We start from the raw sequence: 16,750 nt of genomic DNA, 5'->3' as shown, positions 1-16,750 counted from the left end.
CTCGGCACAGCCTCAAGTGTTGCGGCCATATCGGGCTCCTCCCCGCCAGGCTCACCGCCCGGCGTGTCGAGCCGGATACACCGTTATTTACACAGTCCCAAGTAGAGGGATTAGGGGCGGAAAAGCCGTTTCCACCAGGGCCGGGTGTCAGCCTCCGGTGATACCTCGGTGGGATGCGGGGCAGGGGCGGGATCATTCACATCGGAGACGGCGGGGGCGCTGGCGTGCAGGATCAGGCCCGTGACGACGTTGCCGCGTTTATGCGCCGCTATCATCTGCTCTCTTGTTGATATCCCGTCATCCATCACGAGTTCATCCCCGATGTTCAGGACAAGGCCTCCGGTGGAGCGAACTGTTTCGAGCCACTGCCCTTCCTCGTCGGTTGTCTCCGGTTCAAAGGAGGCAATGAGGATGCCGTCCGCGTCGGTGATGATGAACTCGGGGCCACGTTCTTTCCAGGACCAGCCTTCGGCGCGCTTAATCGATGCGCCATCTGCGGTAAACCAATGCATGCCCCGTTCGGCGTAGCCCGAGGAGATGGCTTTGGGAACGGAACCTTCGCCCATGGGAATCTGCGTTATCCCAGTGGGCCGCAGAAGCATGAACGGGTACAACAATTCACCGTCGCGACCCGTTGCGATGCCCACCTGATAGCGCATGTCGTCGGCCTCGTCTCCGTTGAAGATGACGGTAGGGTGCGGGGCCGTGGCGAACGGCTGGCCGCCTGCCGTGTAGTTATCGTGGAGCATCTGCGCCGCGTTGCTGGGATCCGGGAGCATGACGATGCAGGCTTCCAGTGCGTCGGCGTAGGAAGTGGAATCGCCCAGTGCAGCGAACCTCTCGGTGGTGGTGATGCCCAGCACATAGCCCTGTGTGGCCGGGATGTCCCAGATGTCTTTGTAGTTGTCTGCCAGCAGCAGGAAAGAGGGCCGGGTCTTTACCGGCTTAGCCAGGTCAAGTTCGAGCTTGGCGAGCATCTGCCCATCGTGGCCCGGCATGGCCCCCCAACGGGCGGTGCCTTGCAATTGTGCATTCAGTTTTACTGTCCCTTCGGATTCGAGCAGCGCGAATAGGCGCAGGAGTTCGGGGGCCGGGGAGAGTGATGCCTTGTCCAGCACCACCATGTACAAAGGCGGCAGATCCGGCCCGTCAGCGTCGGGGCGGAGGCCGGAGGCGCCGTGGACGAAGATGGTTCCCGCCATAAAATCCTGGATCTCTGCGCCGAGACGTTCCGGGGGAATGCTCTTCTGGATTCGTCCTGTCTGGCGATTGGCCTTTTCCTGTCGGCGGCGTTCTTCCCTGTTCATGGGTACTCCTTAGCTAGTGGGTGTCAGGTTGTGCTGGCGGGACTGCGGCCGCGTCGAGGTTCAGTCCTTCGGGCAGCGGGTCTGTGGGGTAGCGGACCATCTGGTTGCCATGGTCAGACCGGCACTCGGAGAGCGGCCCGCCTTCGGCCATGATCCGGTCGAAGTGCCGATCGGCGTGATCGAGCATCCAGGTACTGACGGCCCCGCCGCCTTCGGCGTAAGCGACCTCGTAGCCTTGCCACAGAGCGGTCATGCGCATCATCACGGATTGGTGGTTCCACCACTGCCGGCACCACCTGATCCCGGTAGTACCGCGCTGGGCCATGACGCCGGGGGCAGAATCGAAGTGCTCATACATGGGGCCGTAGATGCCTTCGTAGAAGTCATACACGGTGCGGAACGCCGGCTCGGGAGCCCCCTCCGTCTCCTCAGTGACGGGCGCCGCTTCTGCATTGTCTGGGACGGCGGCCGCCGCTGGGTCATCGCTGATTTCTCCGGTTTCAGTGTTGACCCCGGCGGCTTCGGCCACATGACCGGCCACGCGGGTGTTAATGCCGGCGGCCACTTCTGACCAGTCCAGGTCATCGAGGCGGGCGTCCACTGCCTCTTCGATGCGCTTGGTGTACCGGCGCAGCGCGACTTTGGTCAGCAGCTTCTCGACGGCGGCGGCGTCCAGCCCGGCCAGGTCGGCACCGCCAGTACTCAACGCGCTGAGAGCCGCTGGCTCCTCCGTGCCGGGTGCTTCGTCTGGAATGGAATCGGCGGCCGCCGTCACGGAGGGCTCAGGTTCGGGGGCTGTGTCATCGAAGAACAGGCCGGTTCCCGGAAGATCATCCTCCGGGAACCGCTCCGAGACTGACTGGGTGTCGCTCACGCTGCCGCTACCGGAGTCATATCGGGATTGCGGCGTACGGCGTCGGCTTCGGCTTCAGCGTCACTGATGGTGCGTTCTGCCTGCGGGTCATGGGCGTGCAGGGAAGCCTTGACGGCTTCCTCGTGCTTGGTCCACATCCACGGGGTGGATTTGACCAGGGCGGCACGGTTCTGGCCGGTGATGAGGATGCCCCGACCCTTCGGGAGTGCGGCGAGTTCGGCCACGTCGAAGATCCTGTCCCGGTGCTCCTGCTCGGGGCCGCGGGGAGAGTTCTTGGAGCCGGGAGAACCAGGAGTCGTGTAGTAATAATCCCCCACTGCTTCGGAGGTCTTGGACAGGAACGGCCCCGGCTTGTTTCCGCCCAGGTACAGGATCCAGTTCGCGGCCTGATAAAGCGCCTCCATGCCCTTTTCACCCCAGACGGATTCGCCCTGGGAGTAGGACTGGAGAATGGTGGCCACGAGGATTCCGCGGGAGCCGAAGTGGGAGTATTCCTTGGGGAGCTTGGACCAGCGGCAGACGTTGGCGGCTTCATCCAGGATGGCGGCCAAGGGCACCGGCAGCCGGCCGCCCGGGCATTCTGTGGCGTACTCGACAGCTGCTTCCAGGACGGCCACGGCCATGGCAGTCACCAGTGCGCGCCCGCCGCCGGCGGAGTCCTTGGAGAGGGAATACAGGGTGTCTTTGCCCCGGACGAACTCTGCCGGGTTGAAGTGGGGCCGGCCGCCGTACACGGAGCCCTGAACCTCGGGGGAAGCCACCACATCACCCTCAGCAGGATTGACCCACCGGGAAATCTCCTGATTTGTCAGGCACTCAGTCATGATCTGCGCCGTGGAGAACACACCGGAGCGTTCAGGCAGCGAGTCCGGGGAGAAGATGCTCGCCAGTTGGTTCAGCACTTCTACGTGGCGGGTCTCGTTCAGGATGGCGATCGCTTCGGGTTCCCGCACGTCGCGGTCAGAAATCCAGGCCTGCACGGTGGACAGGGGCAGGCCTTTCACGGCGGCCGCGAGGAAGAAGCCGCGCAGTAGTTGCGTGGCGCGGAGTTCGAAGAACTGGAAGCCCTTTTCCCCCACGGATTCCATTTCCGCCTTGGCGAAGGTATCCGCCAGGGTCCAGGCGCTGGCCGCGTCGTGGACCATCGAGAGTGGATTCCACCACCAGGTGGGTTTCTCCCCGACGATTCTTTGCGGGTCAAAGACCCAGATGTTGCCGCCGTTTTTGGCCCGGACGTCGCGGGTGGCGTCAGTGAGGAACCGCTTGTTCTCTGTCACGATGACCGCTCCGGGCGATTCGAGGATGAACGGCACGGCGTAGGAGGCTGATTTGCCGGCGCGGGGGCCAGCGAAGATCAGCCCGACAAGTTCAGCGTTCGCGTACAGCGGCTGGGAGGTGGGGATGATCTTGCCCAGTTCGAAGCCGGGCCATCCTTCGGCCTGGCATTTCATCTTCCGGTTATCAGCCAATGCGCTCTTAGCCGAGAGTGACTTGACCTCCTTGGCCGTTGCCATGTGCCGGGCCGCCGCGTCCACCCACGAGGAGCGGGGGGCGAGTTTCCGCAGCAGCAGCCAACCGCCCACGATCAGGGCGGCCAGAGCCACAGCTACGGTGACGATCCCTGCAACGTACAGGCCCGAGAACTCGCGGGGCCCTTTCACCAGCTCCTGGATGATGACCGGCGGGTTTGCCCACGTCCCGGTGGCGTAAAACCCGCCAACACTCAGGCCGCCCATCACGGATAGCAGTACTCCGATCAGCACGGCCATGCCGACCGTCGTTGCAGCGTTCTTGCGGCGCAGGTACCGCGCCCGTGTTGGTGCACCCATCAGGCAGCCACCTCTTCCCTCGGGACGAACCGGTTGCTGCGTTCGTCGGTGATGTGGTGCTTCTTTTCGATGTCAGTCAGGGTCATTTGAACGGGGATACCGACGCGGCCGGGAACCTTCAAGAGGATCTTTCCTGCACCGGGAGGGGCGGCAGGGGTGCCGTCAGCGTTCAGTTTCGGCTTCCAGTCCGGCGGGGCATTGAAACCGGATACCGTCTCGATTTCCTTGGCGTTGAGCGGCTGGACCGCGCTGAGCTCGTGCAGGTCATCCAGAGACAGGGCCATGAGTCCCAGGACGCCGCTGCGCTGGGCGAAGCCCTTGGCCGTGGCCCGGTCTTTCTCGTTGGGCAGGGACAGGAAGTCCTTGGGGCTGTGCGTGATTTTCAATTCGCTGACGCCCAGGCCACGGTTTGTCCGGCCCACACGGTCCACCCGGTCGATGATGCCCTCGCAGGCACGCATCGGGTACCAGAACTCGTCCTGCACAGCCAGATAACTTCCCCAGTGCAGGTCCGGGTCATACCGGGACAGTTCCCAGTGCGCGTCGATGGCCGAGAAGCCGATGTTCCAGGTGGCGAGCATCGCGGCCGAGAGGAGTTTCGTGTTTGAGGCCGGGATCGAGGAGGTATCGAAGCAGAACCCGCCGGGATTCCCCACAGGAATGCTCATGGATTCGCTGCCGCCAATCAGCGGCCCCATTTCACCGTTGAGGACGGCCAGCACGGACAGGTGCAATGCCCGGTACTCAGCGAGGAACTGCTGCGCATCGTTGCAGGCCACAGCCGAGAGGACTTCCGGCGGAGGGTTCAGGAACGCCGCCTTCAGGTCATAAAGGGAAGGCCTGCGGACCCGGTTGATGACCGAGCGGACCAGCAGGGCCAGTACCGCATCTTCACTGTCGGCCAGCGGCAGGCCGCGGTTGATCTGAACGACCAGGGCAACCATGTCCACGGCCTTGCTGATGGCCTCCTGCCGCATTTCCTCACCCAGGATCCCGCCGATCCTTGCGGCGGCCTCCCCCAACGCCCCGAGGTGCAGGAGGTTGATTCTGTCTTTCCCGCGAGGGCCGACGCTGAAGACCGTGCCGCCCATCTTTTCGATCGCTTCGCGGTATTCGTTTTTGAGCGGGTCAAAGACCATCGGGACGATGCCGCGCGCGGCCATGGAGTAGATGAACCGTTGCCCGATCGAGGACTTGCCGTTCCCGTTCAGGCCAAAGAGCATCATCGAGGCCGAGGAAATCAGGCCCGCGTCGTACCAGGACTTCATATCCCCGGCCACGGCCGTTCCTACGTTCATGTCCCGGCCCAAAGGTGTCCCGACGTTCGGCCGGGAGGTGCCGGCCGAAAACGGGTAAATCCCGCATAGCTGGGTTGAGGACGAGTACCACTGCGGAGGGGCGGGACGCTTGCCCCAGCGGCCGCCGCCAAAACCGGTAAAGCCCTTGGACGTTTTGACGTGCTTCACTTCGCTCCCGCGTTTACTCATTTGGTGCCACTTCCGATCCAGAGGGGGGTAGTGCTGTACCGCCAGGGAAGAACACCGAACGGAAGGGTGGTGTGGAAAGCGGCCGAACCGGCGTGCTCCACGAACCGGTAGGGCATGATCAGCTGGTTCATCAGGGACTTCACCTGATTCAGTGCGTCCCGGTAGGACTTCTGATCCGGGGCGAACGTCACGGTGACCATCATCGAAAACAGCGACAGCCTGGCACCCTGCGCCAGCTCCTCTTCCGTCTTTTCGGCTACAGCCTTGGCCGCCCGGTCCCAGGATGTGGGCCGGCCCTTGCGGGTGCTGATCTTCCAGTCAGCGGTTTTCACCAGCTTGTCCACGATCCTGGCCCCGCTGCCGGGGTCCACGGGACGGTAGAACAGTGCAACCCGCTTGCGGAGGAACTTCGCGTTCGGCCCGAAAATCCGGTCAAAACTGCGAGAGGTGATGTGCGCGCCCGGAGGGACGGTCATCATCAGCGTCATCGACGCAACGCCATCGTGGAACACCACCCGGCCCTGTGAGTCATCAAAGAACCCCGGCCCGGCATGCTGCCAATCCTTGACCGCCAAGCGGCCTTGAAGTGCATCCAAAGCCATTTCCTGATCGCGCATCGGCTGGTACGCCAGCTGCGCGACGTGCGCGAGTTCTTCTTCCACCAGTGGTTCCGGTGCGCCCGCACCGGCGTCACGGAGCATTTCGCTCTGGCCCGGAAGGCGGGCCGCGACCTCAGCAACGGCAGAGGACACGTCCTTATCCGTAGCGCCGAGCGTCGCTGCGTCCCAGACCATCGTGGCGTAAACGTTCAGCACGGCCGACCGTGCGGGCAGGGTTCCCACTGCATGGTCCAGGACCTCCTTGGCGAAGGCCGGACCACCGGGGGCGACATCGTCACGGATGGCTGCGCATGTTCCGGCTGAGGATTCCGAGGCCGAATCGACCACAACCGTGGCTCCGGTCAGGCCTTCTTCCACGCTCAGCGAAGAGAGCCAGCTGCCGTACTTGGACACCTGAGCATTGACCATGGATTGTTCCTGCATCGAAGCCCCGTCCGGGGAGCAGCCGAATACGGCTGCCAGCTGGTTCACCGCTTTGTGGTGCAGCAGCGAGTACTTCCGGCCCAGGCCGTCAGTACCTGAAATCGTCTCTACATCCAGCAGGGCACCGGGCAGGCGCTCCGCGTCTTCCGGCGGGAGCGTGGACAGTGCCCCGGTGACGTAGAACGCCGAGCCGGATGACTTCCGGGTAGCCAGGGACAGCGAATCGGTGATTTTGCCGATGATGGTCCGGCCGCTGAATTTCACCATGCCCAGTAGCACGATCAAAGCCGTGACCAGCAGCACGATCAAGGCCACCAGGTACAGACCCTTCATCATGAAAAGCAGCGAAAACACCAGCCCCGCAGCCGAGACGACCAGCGCGGGAAGACTGAGGCCATAAAGACCAGGTGAAGCTGGCTGGAGCCAGTTACCGAATTTTTCCTGTGCAGCGTTATCGCTCATGAGCCCAACACGCCCTTTCCATCAGAGTCTTTAGCCCCCTGAGCGACAGCGCCGCCCAAAGACTGAGAAGCCGCCTGAAGCCCCGGCCCGGTCCTGGAAGCCCCGCCCGAGGCACCACCGCCTGCAACCAACCCACCCGAGGAAGGCGCCCCACCCCCGCTTGGGCCAGCAGTGCCGCCACCGCCAGGCATCCCGGACGAACCCGAACCGCCGGTAGAACCGCTCGGTCGAGAGGAGGAACCACCACCTGAGCCGGCGGACGTGGAAACGTCTGGCGACGCACCCTGCGCCGTCGAATTGCCGGCAGAAGGTGAACTGACCCGGCCCGCAGTTCCCGCAGCGGAAGCGCCAGCGGCGGCAGAGCCGCCCCCGGTCATCACAGCCGCGCCCCCGGCCACGGCGGCACCGACGACAGCAGCGCCAGCAGCCATCGCCATCGTCCCGCCGGCAGCTGAGCCCATCGCAGCCGTCGCAGGGCTAAGGAGCTTCATCAGCGCCGGAAGGGCAGCAACCGCCAACACCAGCAGCAACATGCCATTGATGACGCCTCCAATCCCGTCATCACCCGACTTCAACTTCCACGCGAACGCGTAAATGATCGCCGCAACAGGCTTGTAGATCAAGAAAGCAATCAGCCACTTAGTGACCGTCGAGAAGCCTCCCTCAGCACCACGGATCATGGCCGCCGCAGCGGCAACCGGCCACACAGCGATCAGCAGCGGCAATACCGTGGCGCGGACAATCATGATGATCCACTGCAACAAAGTGGCAATCACCCCGAAAATTCCGGCCACAATCGCCAACCCAGGACCGATCTGGCTAACCGCCCCGGCGGCCGGGCCGAGCTGGTCGTACCCGTTAACCGTCACGCCGGCCTCGTCGAGGATGTACTTCGCGAAGGCGTCCCCGGCAGGGATGGCGACCTGCATCAGCGCCGTCCCGGCCGTGGTCACCATGAACACCATGAACAGAGCCTTGGAGGCCTTCACTGCCTGATCCCCACGGGCGTGGACCATCGTCCACACACAGGCGACCATGATGCCCACCGTCGTCAGGAAGATGCTGATGACCTGCAACTGGTCAGACAGCCACTGCATGGAAGCACCGTCCAGGCTGACCAACATCCCGGCATCCAGCCAGGAAGTCAGGAAACCCTTCATGATCGAATCCCAGGCGCCCATCATGGCTTCACCCAGGCTGTTAGCCCCCGAATCAACGGCAGAGTTCACCGCGCCTGAGGCCACGTTCCCCACGCTGCCAACCACTTTGCCTGCAACGCAGGCCACACCATCCGTCAAAGGATTGCAATCAGCCATTTGAACCACTCCACTCCACAAATCCGCCCTTGACCGGAACGGGCGGCTGTCCGACAAAGGTCGAGCCGTCGTCAAGAACTTTGAGCTTCCAGTCCCCATCAACCCAGCGGAAGGTGAGTGGAAGACCGGCATAGCCTGAACTGGTCGCAGCGGTGGCCACGACGAGCGTTATTGACGCTTCGTCGCCGGTGAAGCTGTCCACGATGAATCCGGCGAAGGTTGCAGGAGTGGTTCCTGCGGCCTTATCCGGGGTCTTGTCCAGCAGAATCTTCTTCCCAGGGGAATCGATCGCGTAAACCTCACCCGCTTTGCGTGCGTTGATGAGGTTCCCGGCGGCATTCATCGATACAGCGGTGAGTGCTGCTCCCAGCGGTGAGCGGGCAAAGCAGACGCCGTAGCCGTCCTTAGTCTTGGTGGGGCCGTAGGTGTCTGAGACTGGCCACGTCCAGCCTTTTTCGGCTTCCCAGCGGAGGTCTTTGGGCATGGCCGGCTTGGAGGACGTGTCCCCCTCGGGTACGTCGCAACCACCTGTTGCTTTGGTGGTTTCTCCCGCTATCGGGTTGGGCGGTGTTGTTCCGGCTGGTTTGACCAGGATCAGGAACAACAGAATGGCGACAAGGAAGACCAACGCGACCGACGCCCACAGCGCGACCTTTCCCCTCAACGTTTGGGGGTTCTGTACCTTGCTCATAAGTGCCTCCTTATCCGACGAACAGTGCGCCGAGGAGGCCGGCGGTACCCAGGCCAATGGCGCCTGTGAGCCACCAGCCGGCCTTGCCCATAAACTCTTCACCGCGGCCGCGCTGGTGAGCGAAGAACAGGCCGATGAAAAGGATCATCAGGCCCAGCACGGCGAGGGAACCGCCGATGATCTTGGCCCACATCAGAACGGTGTCCAAGCCGTCCTGTACCGGGCCGGGGAGCGGCTTGGCTTCGGCGACAACCATGGTTGCTACGTCGGTGAGTTTGGTGAATACAGTCATTTCATTTCTCCTTTAGTGATTGAAAGTGCGGCGCGGACCTTTGCCAGGTCCTTTGCCGGTACATCCGTGAAATCGGCCAGTGCAGAGCGCTTGATCAGCAGGCCCGGCACCCACGGGGCGGGTACCAAGGGAACGGCACCGGCCAGAACTTTGAGCTCGTTCTGGATCAGTCGCGGAGTGCGTCCCGGTACGGCCGGGACGATCAAGACCGCGCTGAACGCCGCCCGTCCGTGGGCAGCAATGGCGGCCTTGGCCGCGTCAATGCCGTGCAGGCTGGCGCGGGCAACAAGCACGACCGGTGTCCCGTCCGTGGGAAGTTGCTGGCCATGGTCGGCACCGTCCAGGATCGCGGCCCAGACCGTGACTCCTGCCCCGCCGTGCGCGGCCACGAAACCCACCGGCTGCTCTTCAGCTACCGAGGCATGGTCCTGTTCAGGTGCAGCGGCCCGGACTTCCGGCGCGATGCTCTGTGCTGCCGTCACCCAGGGGCTGACGTTCTCGGTCTTTTCGGTCACGTTCATAGCCCACGAGCCACCGCAGCCGCCGCCCGCAACCACGCCCTGCGCGTTGCTGGCTGAAGCGCACCGAAACGGATCTGACCGGACTTCAACGCCTCATCAAAAGGCACCACAACCACGTCCCGGACATAGGGCCGGAACTTCTCTGCCGTCTCCTGCGAAAGCCGGGCTTCACCTCTCTGCCGTTCTGAGACGATCACGACGGCATTGGAAGCAAGTCCGGCAGAGCGCTCGGCCTTTAGGTCCAGGCCCTGCAATGTCAGAAGGGCGGCCTCTACCCGGTCCTCTTCGTTGGTGGTGGGAACCACCAGCTGGTCCGCGTGATCGATCATGCGGTTCCACTCGGCGCTTCGGTGGTTGTTGCCCGAATCCATGAGAATCAGCCGGTAGTACTTGGAAACGACCCGATGCAGGACGTCAACCTCTTCAGCGGTTACTTCATGCGTCCCGTCCACATCCGCGTCAGAGCGCAACACGTCGTACTTGTCGGTGCTCTGGTGGTGAACGAATGCGTTGATGTCCGCCGACTGGGCTGTGGGCGAGAGCAGGGCATCAGCGGCGGCGATCACGTCCAGTGCGCTCCTGGCATGGTCACCCTTCTCTGTACGCCACCCCAACGTCCCTGTCGTGGGGTTGTTGTCCCACCCCACCACGCTGCCGCCGTTGCGTCCGAAAACGGCAGCCAAGCCAGCCACGGTGGGTGTCTTGTTCGATCCGCCCTTCTGGTTCACCACGGCAATGGTGCGGGTGCCTGCGAAGTGCTTGGATGCCAGCCGGATATCCTCGCGTTCGCTCAGTTCATCCTCTGACGGCGCGAGGGACAGGCCCAGACTGTTCAGCAGTCCCCGGAAGCCCTGCGTGGCCGGCTCAACGGCACTTGGTGCAGCAAGGAAGCTTCCCGCTTCCCTGATAGACCGGCGGGTAACCGTCTCGGCCGCTGCTGGTGCAGCTGCCGGGGCTGGTTCCCGGACGACCGTCGTAGTGGCCTTACCCCCTGCCACGGTGGTTGTAGCGGCCGGGATGGACGGGATGCGCTCAATGATCGCGCTGGCATTCTCCGGGACCGTTGCGGGCTGTTCTTCCTCTACTTCACCTGCCGGTGAGACCACCAGGTAGGAAACTCCGGTATCGTCCATCGAGGTCACGCGGACGGGGCGGCCGAGGGTGGCTGCTTCTCCGATGACGCGCTTCATTAGAGCCTGGCGCAGGTCGTTCACTTCCGGGGCTTCGTAGGGGTGTTCTTCCCCGTTGATCTTCAGGACTCCGGTGTTGTCACCGTTGATGATGGCGCTTATCACCGGTTCCGGCTGGATCAGCGATTTTTCGATTGCCATGGGCCTACCTCTTTCTTTTCGGAGTGGTGATGCTGCTCAAGAATCTTTGGGAGCGATATGGGTAATCAGCCACGGTTCCTCCTGCCCTGACCGGTGGAGAGAGAGCACCCACGGGCCGTTGTTCGTTGAGAACTCCGCCATCACCGACATCGGGTTCCCCTTCTCCCTGACTAGGACCGGGCCAGAGAGAATCTTTGTGACCGGGATGCGGCCAGGGTCGATGTACTGCGCCGACTCCTGATAATCGGCGCTCATGTGCGGCTGGAGCGCATCGAACCACGCCCGTGATGTCACGTCCGGGCGGGCAAATTTACCCATCAGGTCACCGGCAAGAGCCTTGACCTCCGCATCCGTTGACGCGTCCCAGGTCACCGTGGGGACGCCGTGGTCCTCGTCGTGTTCGTGGAGCTCGGTTGCAGCGCTGCTCGTCTCGGCAGGCTGATGCGTGGTGTTCGATACCGGGGCCGCGCACCCGGTAAAGGCGACGGCCGCGACGGCCAGGACCAGGCCGAAATTCGTGGTGCTCATGAGAAGTTCACTTCCTGTGCGTTGAGGATCCGTGCCGGGTCAGTGGTCTGGTTGATCGGGACCATGGGGTTGGGCAGCGCTCCAGGGAAGAACTCCATGTGCAGGTGACGGCCTGTCACGTTGCCGGTTGCACCCTCGGTGCCCAGCGGGGTCCCGGCGGCCACCACGTCGCCTTCCTTGACCTTCACGGACCCGGCTTCCATGTGGTAGTAACCGATGGTCAGTTTCCCGTCCGTGGTTTGGCCGGTCACACCCGTACCGAACGTGCCGTCAAGGTTACGGACCTTGACGATCTTCATATCGGTCACCGCCACGATGGTTCCCGCATGGCCGGGGGTGGCGAAGTCAATCCCGTAATGGAAGTTCGCCAGGACTCCCCCAACCGTTCCGGCCGGGGCCTGACGAGGGCCGTAGCCGCTGCTCATGACCGCCCCGGCAAGTGGGTGGACCCATTTGCCAGAGAGTTCACCAACAACCGATCCCCCTGTGCTGGGGCATGCCCCGCTGGCATCAATCCCGGCTGTGACTTCGCCTCCCAGGGACTTCACTACCTCAGCTGCAGGAGCACGGAACTGCGCGTAGTGATCCTCCACAGCGTTGCCCTGAACACGGTGGATGGCGGTACTGGGTTCCAGCTGCTCCCAACCAGCAACCCTGCTCAGTGCCTTGAAGAAGCTCGTGGCGCTGATGTAGGGGTCCATCCGGTCTGAATAGCTGCCCCAGGCGCCGTTATCCCGCTGCTGGAACAGTCCACGTGAGTCCGGGCCCGCGAGGTCGCCGTGGTCGATGACGTTCAGCGTGGACTCACCAACAGCAGCCTGCACACCAAGAATTTGGGCGGCCGCCGGCAGCTTCAGATCCTTGGCTGCTTTCATGATCGCGGCCGCATTCTCCAGCTGCTTCCCTGAGAAAGCACCAACCTTCGCAGGGACACTTCCCACGGCAACGCTGCCACCTGTCACGCCACAGGACTCGGCCGCCCTGGCCCCGCCCGCCCCCAGGAACAGCACGACAATCAAAATGGGGGCCAAAAGAAAAGCCCCCACGGCCAGCGCCGCTCCGGACGAAGAGCCCTTCACGATGCAGACCGAACGGCGGAACGCCTCCGCACCCAGGAGTCAGCCATCCACAATGGCCCGGCAGCCTCCACGGTCAGGACTACATCCGGGCGGCGGACACGGAACACGACGCCAGGGCGATCGTCCGGGAAAACCTCAGACGCGGGATGGGTCATCAACAAGCCGGCGGACGTCAGGTCTGCCACCACTGCGTTCAGGGAGTCGCCCAGCCCCGTAAGCCGGGCGACCTCGGCCTCATACGTCACGCACGCGGCCCTGCCCTCGACGAACTCCCGTGCGTCCATCATGCCCAGAAGCTCAGAGAGCACCCGTACCTGATCGTCCGGGAGGTTCAAACCATCAACCCACGAGCGGAAATTCTCGCTTACCTGCGCGGCCCGATCACGAAGAGCTCCGTTCATCGGCCACTTCGTGCCGAACGGCAATGAAGTCTTCACTATCTGCCCATCCCCCTAGAACATCATTCCCACAACTACCAGCAACGACTGACAAAACTGACGTTGGACCAGCTCGTTATTCTCCACAGGCTGGACTAAAAGTGCTTGTCACACGGCCGCCCTGTGCAGGAGCTCACTCCACGCTGGCAACTGAGCTGCGGGCCACCTCGTCATATCACATTATATGGCATATCATCATAAATGCACAGTTTGGTAGACAATAGGGAGGTGCCGAAATATGTCCCACTCGCGATTCCTGGCCTCACGGAGGGGTCCTTGAACATGCTTGGGGTCAACGCGCTCCGAACATCGATCCTTCGATACCTCGCCCAACACCCCGAAGGGGCAACATCCGGGGAAATTGGGCGCGACCTGAACGTGGATTACCGCACTGTATGGAGATACTTGAAAGAGATCGAGACGCAAGGTGGTGTGACCTCAGAGCAGGCTGAGGGCAAGGGGCAGTCGGACAGGTGGCGCATCTACAAGCTGGACGTGGATGCCCGCGAAGATGCCATAAAGACATACCTGGACTTCCTGCGGGGACAATAGACCCCAGCTTGTCGCACTTAATGAGACATCACGGGTTTTTCGGCGTGTCTGGCCGTTTAAAGCAAAACTCGCCTGTCAGGATAAATCCATGACTCAACTGGCTCGTACGGGACGGAAGCCCTTCCCAGCAGGCACCCGAGTGCGCGATCAGCACACCGTGGCCGTGAAACTCCCTGACGCGGAGTGGGAAAAACTTCAGGCGATATCGCAGATTCTCGGTATCCGAGAAGGTCGTTTCGCCTCGAACCATGTCATCGACCTAATTCAGGCGATCAACCTCGACCAACTGCGTGCCGAACACAACCAGGAGACGCTGCCTATCGCACAGGCCAGTTAAAGCAGAAGGCCCGCACTAGGCGGGCCTTCTCAAAGTATGTCGTTCAGATCCGAAATCTTGGCGGACGAAGATCTGAACTTATATCAACACCCACCCAGTGGGTGGATTTTGTTTTGCCTCCATCGCATACACGAAAAGGAATGACTTCATCGTACAGCAACGCACCTGTGCGTCAACGGCGACCCGTCCGAGTGTCGTCAGTCTAGCCACAGCTGATCGCCGCAGCGCACCGGCCGCACACCAGGCGTTTACTGCTGCCGCCGATGCCCGTAAACGGGCCTCCGGGGACGGTGGGAACCATTCCAAAAAGACTGATGCTCCCAGACGGATAAACCGGTTGGTAGAGCGGGACGAAAAGCACGTTCTCAGGGCAGTCCCCGAGGGAAGCGCCCCAGTCACGATGGACGATGACTGGCTGGAGGACATTCGTCAACACCGCAAATTGGTCTGGCACCGGGCGGACTTCCGCCGCAATGTCTTGGCCGTAGCAACACTTTTCCTCCTGGCCTACGACTACACCAGCTACACCTCCACACCAGGCAATGACTATTTGAGGAGAGAGGCCGGAATAGGCGCCGGAACGTTGGCTAGGGTCAAGCGTTGGCTGATCCGTCAAGGGTTCCTTGGCCTAGTCGCTGGCGGCCGCCAGGCACGCTACACGCCCCGAATCTCAGACGGTCACTCAAACCTCTTCAAACGCGGCGACCGCCCGGACCAAATGGCAGACCGGGCAGTGTTCGTCCTCTGCCGGCCTCTGAGCGAAAGGGAGCTTGCCCAGTACGGAGAGAGGGAAGTCCAGCGCATGGATTTCCGCTGCAAGCTCGACCCGTTCCTGTCCAGCTTTTCAGCGGCTGTGGACATAAGTGGCAACCCTATCCCCAGCACAGCTAAATCAAACCCCAAGAGCATAAGGGAGTGGGCTTCGCCCACACTGAAAAGCTATTTTAAGGCGGCAGCACGTGTGACGGCCATGTTAGACGCCGCTCGTACAGACCTCCAATGGCCCACTAACCGAACGACAAACGCCCCAGACCAGGCAACCCGCGATTTCAACGAGTTGCAAGGGGCCAGAACGGTTCAATGGCACTCACCACCACTGAAAAAACTGCCATCCCGCTACGTCACCAGGATGCTGGCACCGTTCTTCCGGGCGGATTACTCCCCCAAGGACATACTCCACGCGATCGACAACAAGCCCGACGGCAGCCCGCACCAACGTGACGGGTTCGACGGCGCTCTAAACGTCGCTGCGCTGCTGCAATCGCGACTCAATCACTGGCGCTGCAACGGCCAGCCCATCTACAGCCGCACACAACGTGAAGCGATGAGAGCCAAGGAGCCTGTCTCCAGGGCACGGGCCGCAACTGCCAAGGCAGAAACAGTCAGCCTGCCCAGCCCGGCCGCCAATCCAGCACATGCCCAGGGTATTGCCAAGCTTCGCGCCCTGTGGAACTAATCCACTAGGTTTCTGTGTATGTAGAAACACGGCAAAACATCTACCTGTGTTTCTGTGTTTACGTGTTACTGTGTTCACATGATCCTAGCCATTGTGAACACCAAGGGCGGCGTTACCAAGACGACCAGCTCAATGCATGTGGCCATAGCTCTATCGAAGTTCGGCCGTACAGCTGTCCTAGACGCTGACCCCCAGGGTTCAGCCTCAGACTGGGCCATTGACGCCGAGGAAGGAGGCCGGCTGTTGCCCTTTGATGTGAAGGTAGTCAACCAGCGCACACTGACGCGAGAAGCAAACGCCTACGACCACGCCGTCATCGACACTCCCCCAGGCGATCCGCGGACTATTGATGCAGCAATAGCCGCGGCAGATATCGTCCTAGTACCCACGCAGGCCTCAGAACTCGATATCAAGCGCGTGTGGCCAACACTCGACGCGGCCGCAGCAGCCGGAAAACCTGTTGCCGTCCTCTTGGTCAAGACCAGGCAAAATACCCTGGCCCTGGCTGCCGCCGTTGAAGCATTTGAGGCATCCGAAATCGCGGTCCTCGAAACTCAAATCCCACTCCGGGAAGCAATCCAGAATTCTTACGGAACCATCCCCACCGAACTTTTCGGCTACGACCAGGTAGCCGCCGATCTATTGGAGGTCCACAGTGGCTACTTCATCGAAAGCTAACTTAGCCAACAGGATGAAGCGACCCGCGCCAGCTGCTCCCCCGGCAGATAAGCCAGCGGTCAGTGTCTCAGGTTCCTTTAAGGAAGCTCCCGAGGAATACCCCAAGCGGCTGACACTGGACCTTACCGAGGAACAGCACCGCAAGTTCAAGGTCTACGCCATCACCAACGGCACGTCCATGAACAAGCTACTGCGCGATTACATCGACTCCTTGTAAAAAAGAAACACGGCTTCACAGAGACACGGAAACACTTGTTTCCGTGTCTCTGTGCTCTTAACTCAACTGCGTTAATTTGTCGTTTCAGCGGCACTTGAGTTGCAGCACGATCCCGTCGCCATGTCCGACGCGTCAGTGCCACGTCACATCGGCTGCTCCGTGGCATGCTGGGGATGCCGGTATGCATCCCCCGGCAGCACTCAGGTGGAGTCAACGGGGTGGCTTGTGAAAAAGTGAAATATCCGACGCTAAGGGGACTGTGTAAATAACGGTGTATCCGGCTCGACACGCCGGGCGGTGAGCCTGGCGGGGA

General features: G+C 62.0%; 18 protein-coding genes. 5 read left to right on the top strand and 13 right to left on the bottom strand.

Translation table 11 applies throughout. The features are described 5' to 3' along the window. Window positions 1-110: 110 nt before the first annotated feature. The 13 genes from PSET11_RS16365 to PSET11_RS16305 are packed head-to-tail and all read right to left on the bottom strand — an operon-like array spanning window position 111 to window position 13,161. Window positions 111-1,307, bottom strand: coding sequence for a hypothetical protein (locus PSET11_RS16365; RefSeq protein WP_124093377.1), 1,197 nt, complete (start codon window positions 1,305-1,307; stop codon window positions 111-113). 13 nt (window positions 1,308-1,320) lie between these two features. Further along, entirely contained in the window at window positions 1,321-2,181 is an 861-nt protein-coding gene (locus tag PSET11_RS16360) for a DUF4913 domain-containing protein (protein WP_124093376.1), read from the bottom strand. After that, window positions 2,178-4,010 (bottom strand): type IV secretory system conjugative DNA transfer family protein, encoded by a 1,833-nt coding sequence (locus PSET11_RS16355; protein WP_124093375.1) that lies wholly within the window; start codon window positions 4,008-4,010, stop codon window positions 2,178-2,180. The genes PSET11_RS16360 and PSET11_RS16355 overlap by 4 nt, the downstream gene beginning before the upstream one ends. Continuing rightward, window positions 4,010-5,497: an ATP-binding protein gene (locus PSET11_RS16350; RefSeq protein ID WP_124093374.1), complete on the bottom strand. Its 1,488-nt coding sequence runs from the start codon at window positions 5,495-5,497 to the stop codon at window positions 4,010-4,012. Before PSET11_RS16350 ends, PSET11_RS16355 begins: the two co-directional genes overlap by 1 nt. Continuing rightward, on the bottom strand, window positions 5,494-7,002 hold the full coding sequence (locus tag PSET11_RS16345) for an SCO6880 family protein (protein ID WP_124093373.1): 1,509 nt from the start codon (window positions 7,000-7,002) through the stop codon (window positions 5,494-5,496). The genes PSET11_RS16350 and PSET11_RS16345 overlap by 4 nt, the downstream gene beginning before the upstream one ends. Further along, a complete protein-coding gene (locus tag PSET11_RS16340; RefSeq protein ID WP_124093372.1) occupies window positions 6,999-8,318 on the bottom strand; it encodes a TrbL/VirB6 family protein in 1,320 nt (439 codons plus the stop codon). The genes PSET11_RS16345 and PSET11_RS16340 overlap by 4 nt, the downstream gene beginning before the upstream one ends. Continuing rightward, window positions 8,311-9,009, bottom strand: a complete 699-nt coding sequence (locus PSET11_RS16335; protein ID WP_124093371.1) for a DUF8175 domain-containg protein — start codon at window positions 9,007-9,009, stop codon at window positions 8,311-8,313. The genes PSET11_RS16340 and PSET11_RS16335 overlap by 8 nt, the downstream gene beginning before the upstream one ends. Before the next feature lie 10 nt (window positions 9,010-9,019). Beyond that, a complete protein-coding gene (locus tag PSET11_RS16330; RefSeq protein ID WP_124093370.1) occupies window positions 9,020-9,301 on the bottom strand; it encodes a hypothetical protein in 282 nt (93 codons plus the stop codon). Then, window positions 9,298-9,816, bottom strand: a complete 519-nt coding sequence (locus PSET11_RS16325; protein WP_124093369.1) for a hypothetical protein — start codon at window positions 9,814-9,816, stop codon at window positions 9,298-9,300. The genes PSET11_RS16330 and PSET11_RS16325 overlap by 4 nt, the downstream gene beginning before the upstream one ends. A gap of 2 nt (window positions 9,817-9,818) precedes the next feature. After that, the gene (locus PSET11_RS16320) at window positions 9,819-11,153 is read right to left on the bottom strand and encodes a MinD/ParA family ATP-binding protein (RefSeq protein WP_124093368.1); all 1,335 of its coding nucleotides are present in this window, start codon (window positions 11,151-11,153) and stop codon (window positions 9,819-9,821) included. Between the two features lie 36 nt (window positions 11,154-11,189). Then, window positions 11,190-11,681, bottom strand: coding sequence for a hypothetical protein (locus PSET11_RS16315; protein WP_124093367.1), 492 nt, complete (start codon window positions 11,679-11,681; stop codon window positions 11,190-11,192). Beyond that, the gene (locus tag PSET11_RS16310; protein ID WP_238989204.1) at window positions 11,678-12,760 is read right to left on the bottom strand and encodes a M23 family metallopeptidase; all 1,083 of its coding nucleotides are present in this window, start codon (window positions 12,758-12,760) and stop codon (window positions 11,678-11,680) included. Before PSET11_RS16310 ends, PSET11_RS16315 begins: the two co-directional genes overlap by 4 nt. Continuing rightward, window positions 12,757-13,161: a hypothetical protein gene (locus PSET11_RS16305; RefSeq protein WP_124093366.1), complete on the bottom strand. Its 405-nt coding sequence runs from the start codon at window positions 13,159-13,161 to the stop codon at window positions 12,757-12,759. The genes PSET11_RS16310 and PSET11_RS16305 overlap by 4 nt, the downstream gene beginning before the upstream one ends. A gap of 237 nt (window positions 13,162-13,398) precedes the next feature. On the opposite strand from PSET11_RS16305, the gene PSET11_RS17025 reads away from it, so the two are divergent. From PSET11_RS17025 to PSET11_RS16280, 5 genes are all read left to right on the top strand, one after another. Next, window positions 13,399-13,749, top strand: coding sequence for an HTH domain-containing protein (locus PSET11_RS17025; protein ID WP_124093365.1), 351 nt, complete (start codon window positions 13,399-13,401; stop codon window positions 13,747-13,749). A gap of 88 nt (window positions 13,750-13,837) precedes the next feature. Beyond that, the gene (locus tag PSET11_RS16295; RefSeq protein WP_124093364.1) at window positions 13,838-14,086 is read left to right on the top strand and encodes a hypothetical protein; all 249 of its coding nucleotides are present in this window, start codon (window positions 13,838-13,840) and stop codon (window positions 14,084-14,086) included. A gap of 400 nt (window positions 14,087-14,486) precedes the next feature. After that, entirely contained in the window at window positions 14,487-15,542 is a 1,056-nt protein-coding gene (locus PSET11_RS16290) for a hypothetical protein (RefSeq protein ID WP_124093363.1), read from the top strand. Window positions 15,543-15,620: 78 nt separating this feature from the next. Then, window positions 15,621-16,220 (top strand): ParA family protein, encoded by a 600-nt coding sequence (locus PSET11_RS16285; protein WP_124093362.1) that lies wholly within the window; start codon window positions 15,621-15,623, stop codon window positions 16,218-16,220. Window positions 16,221-16,233: 13 nt separating this feature from the next. Continuing rightward, entirely contained in the window at window positions 16,234-16,437 is a 204-nt protein-coding gene (locus tag PSET11_RS16280; RefSeq protein ID WP_124093361.1) for a chromosome partitioning protein ParB, read from the top strand. Window positions 16,438-16,750: the final 313 nt, after the last annotated feature.

Origin of the sequence: Arthrobacter ulcerisalmonis, assembly GCF_900609065.1 — a bacterium.
GTDB classification, from domain to species: Bacteria; Actinomycetota; Actinomycetes; order Actinomycetales; family Micrococcaceae; genus Arthrobacter; species Arthrobacter ulcerisalmonis.
Note: the sequence above shows the minus strand (reverse complement) of the source record. Positions and strands in the feature narration are given on the sequence as shown.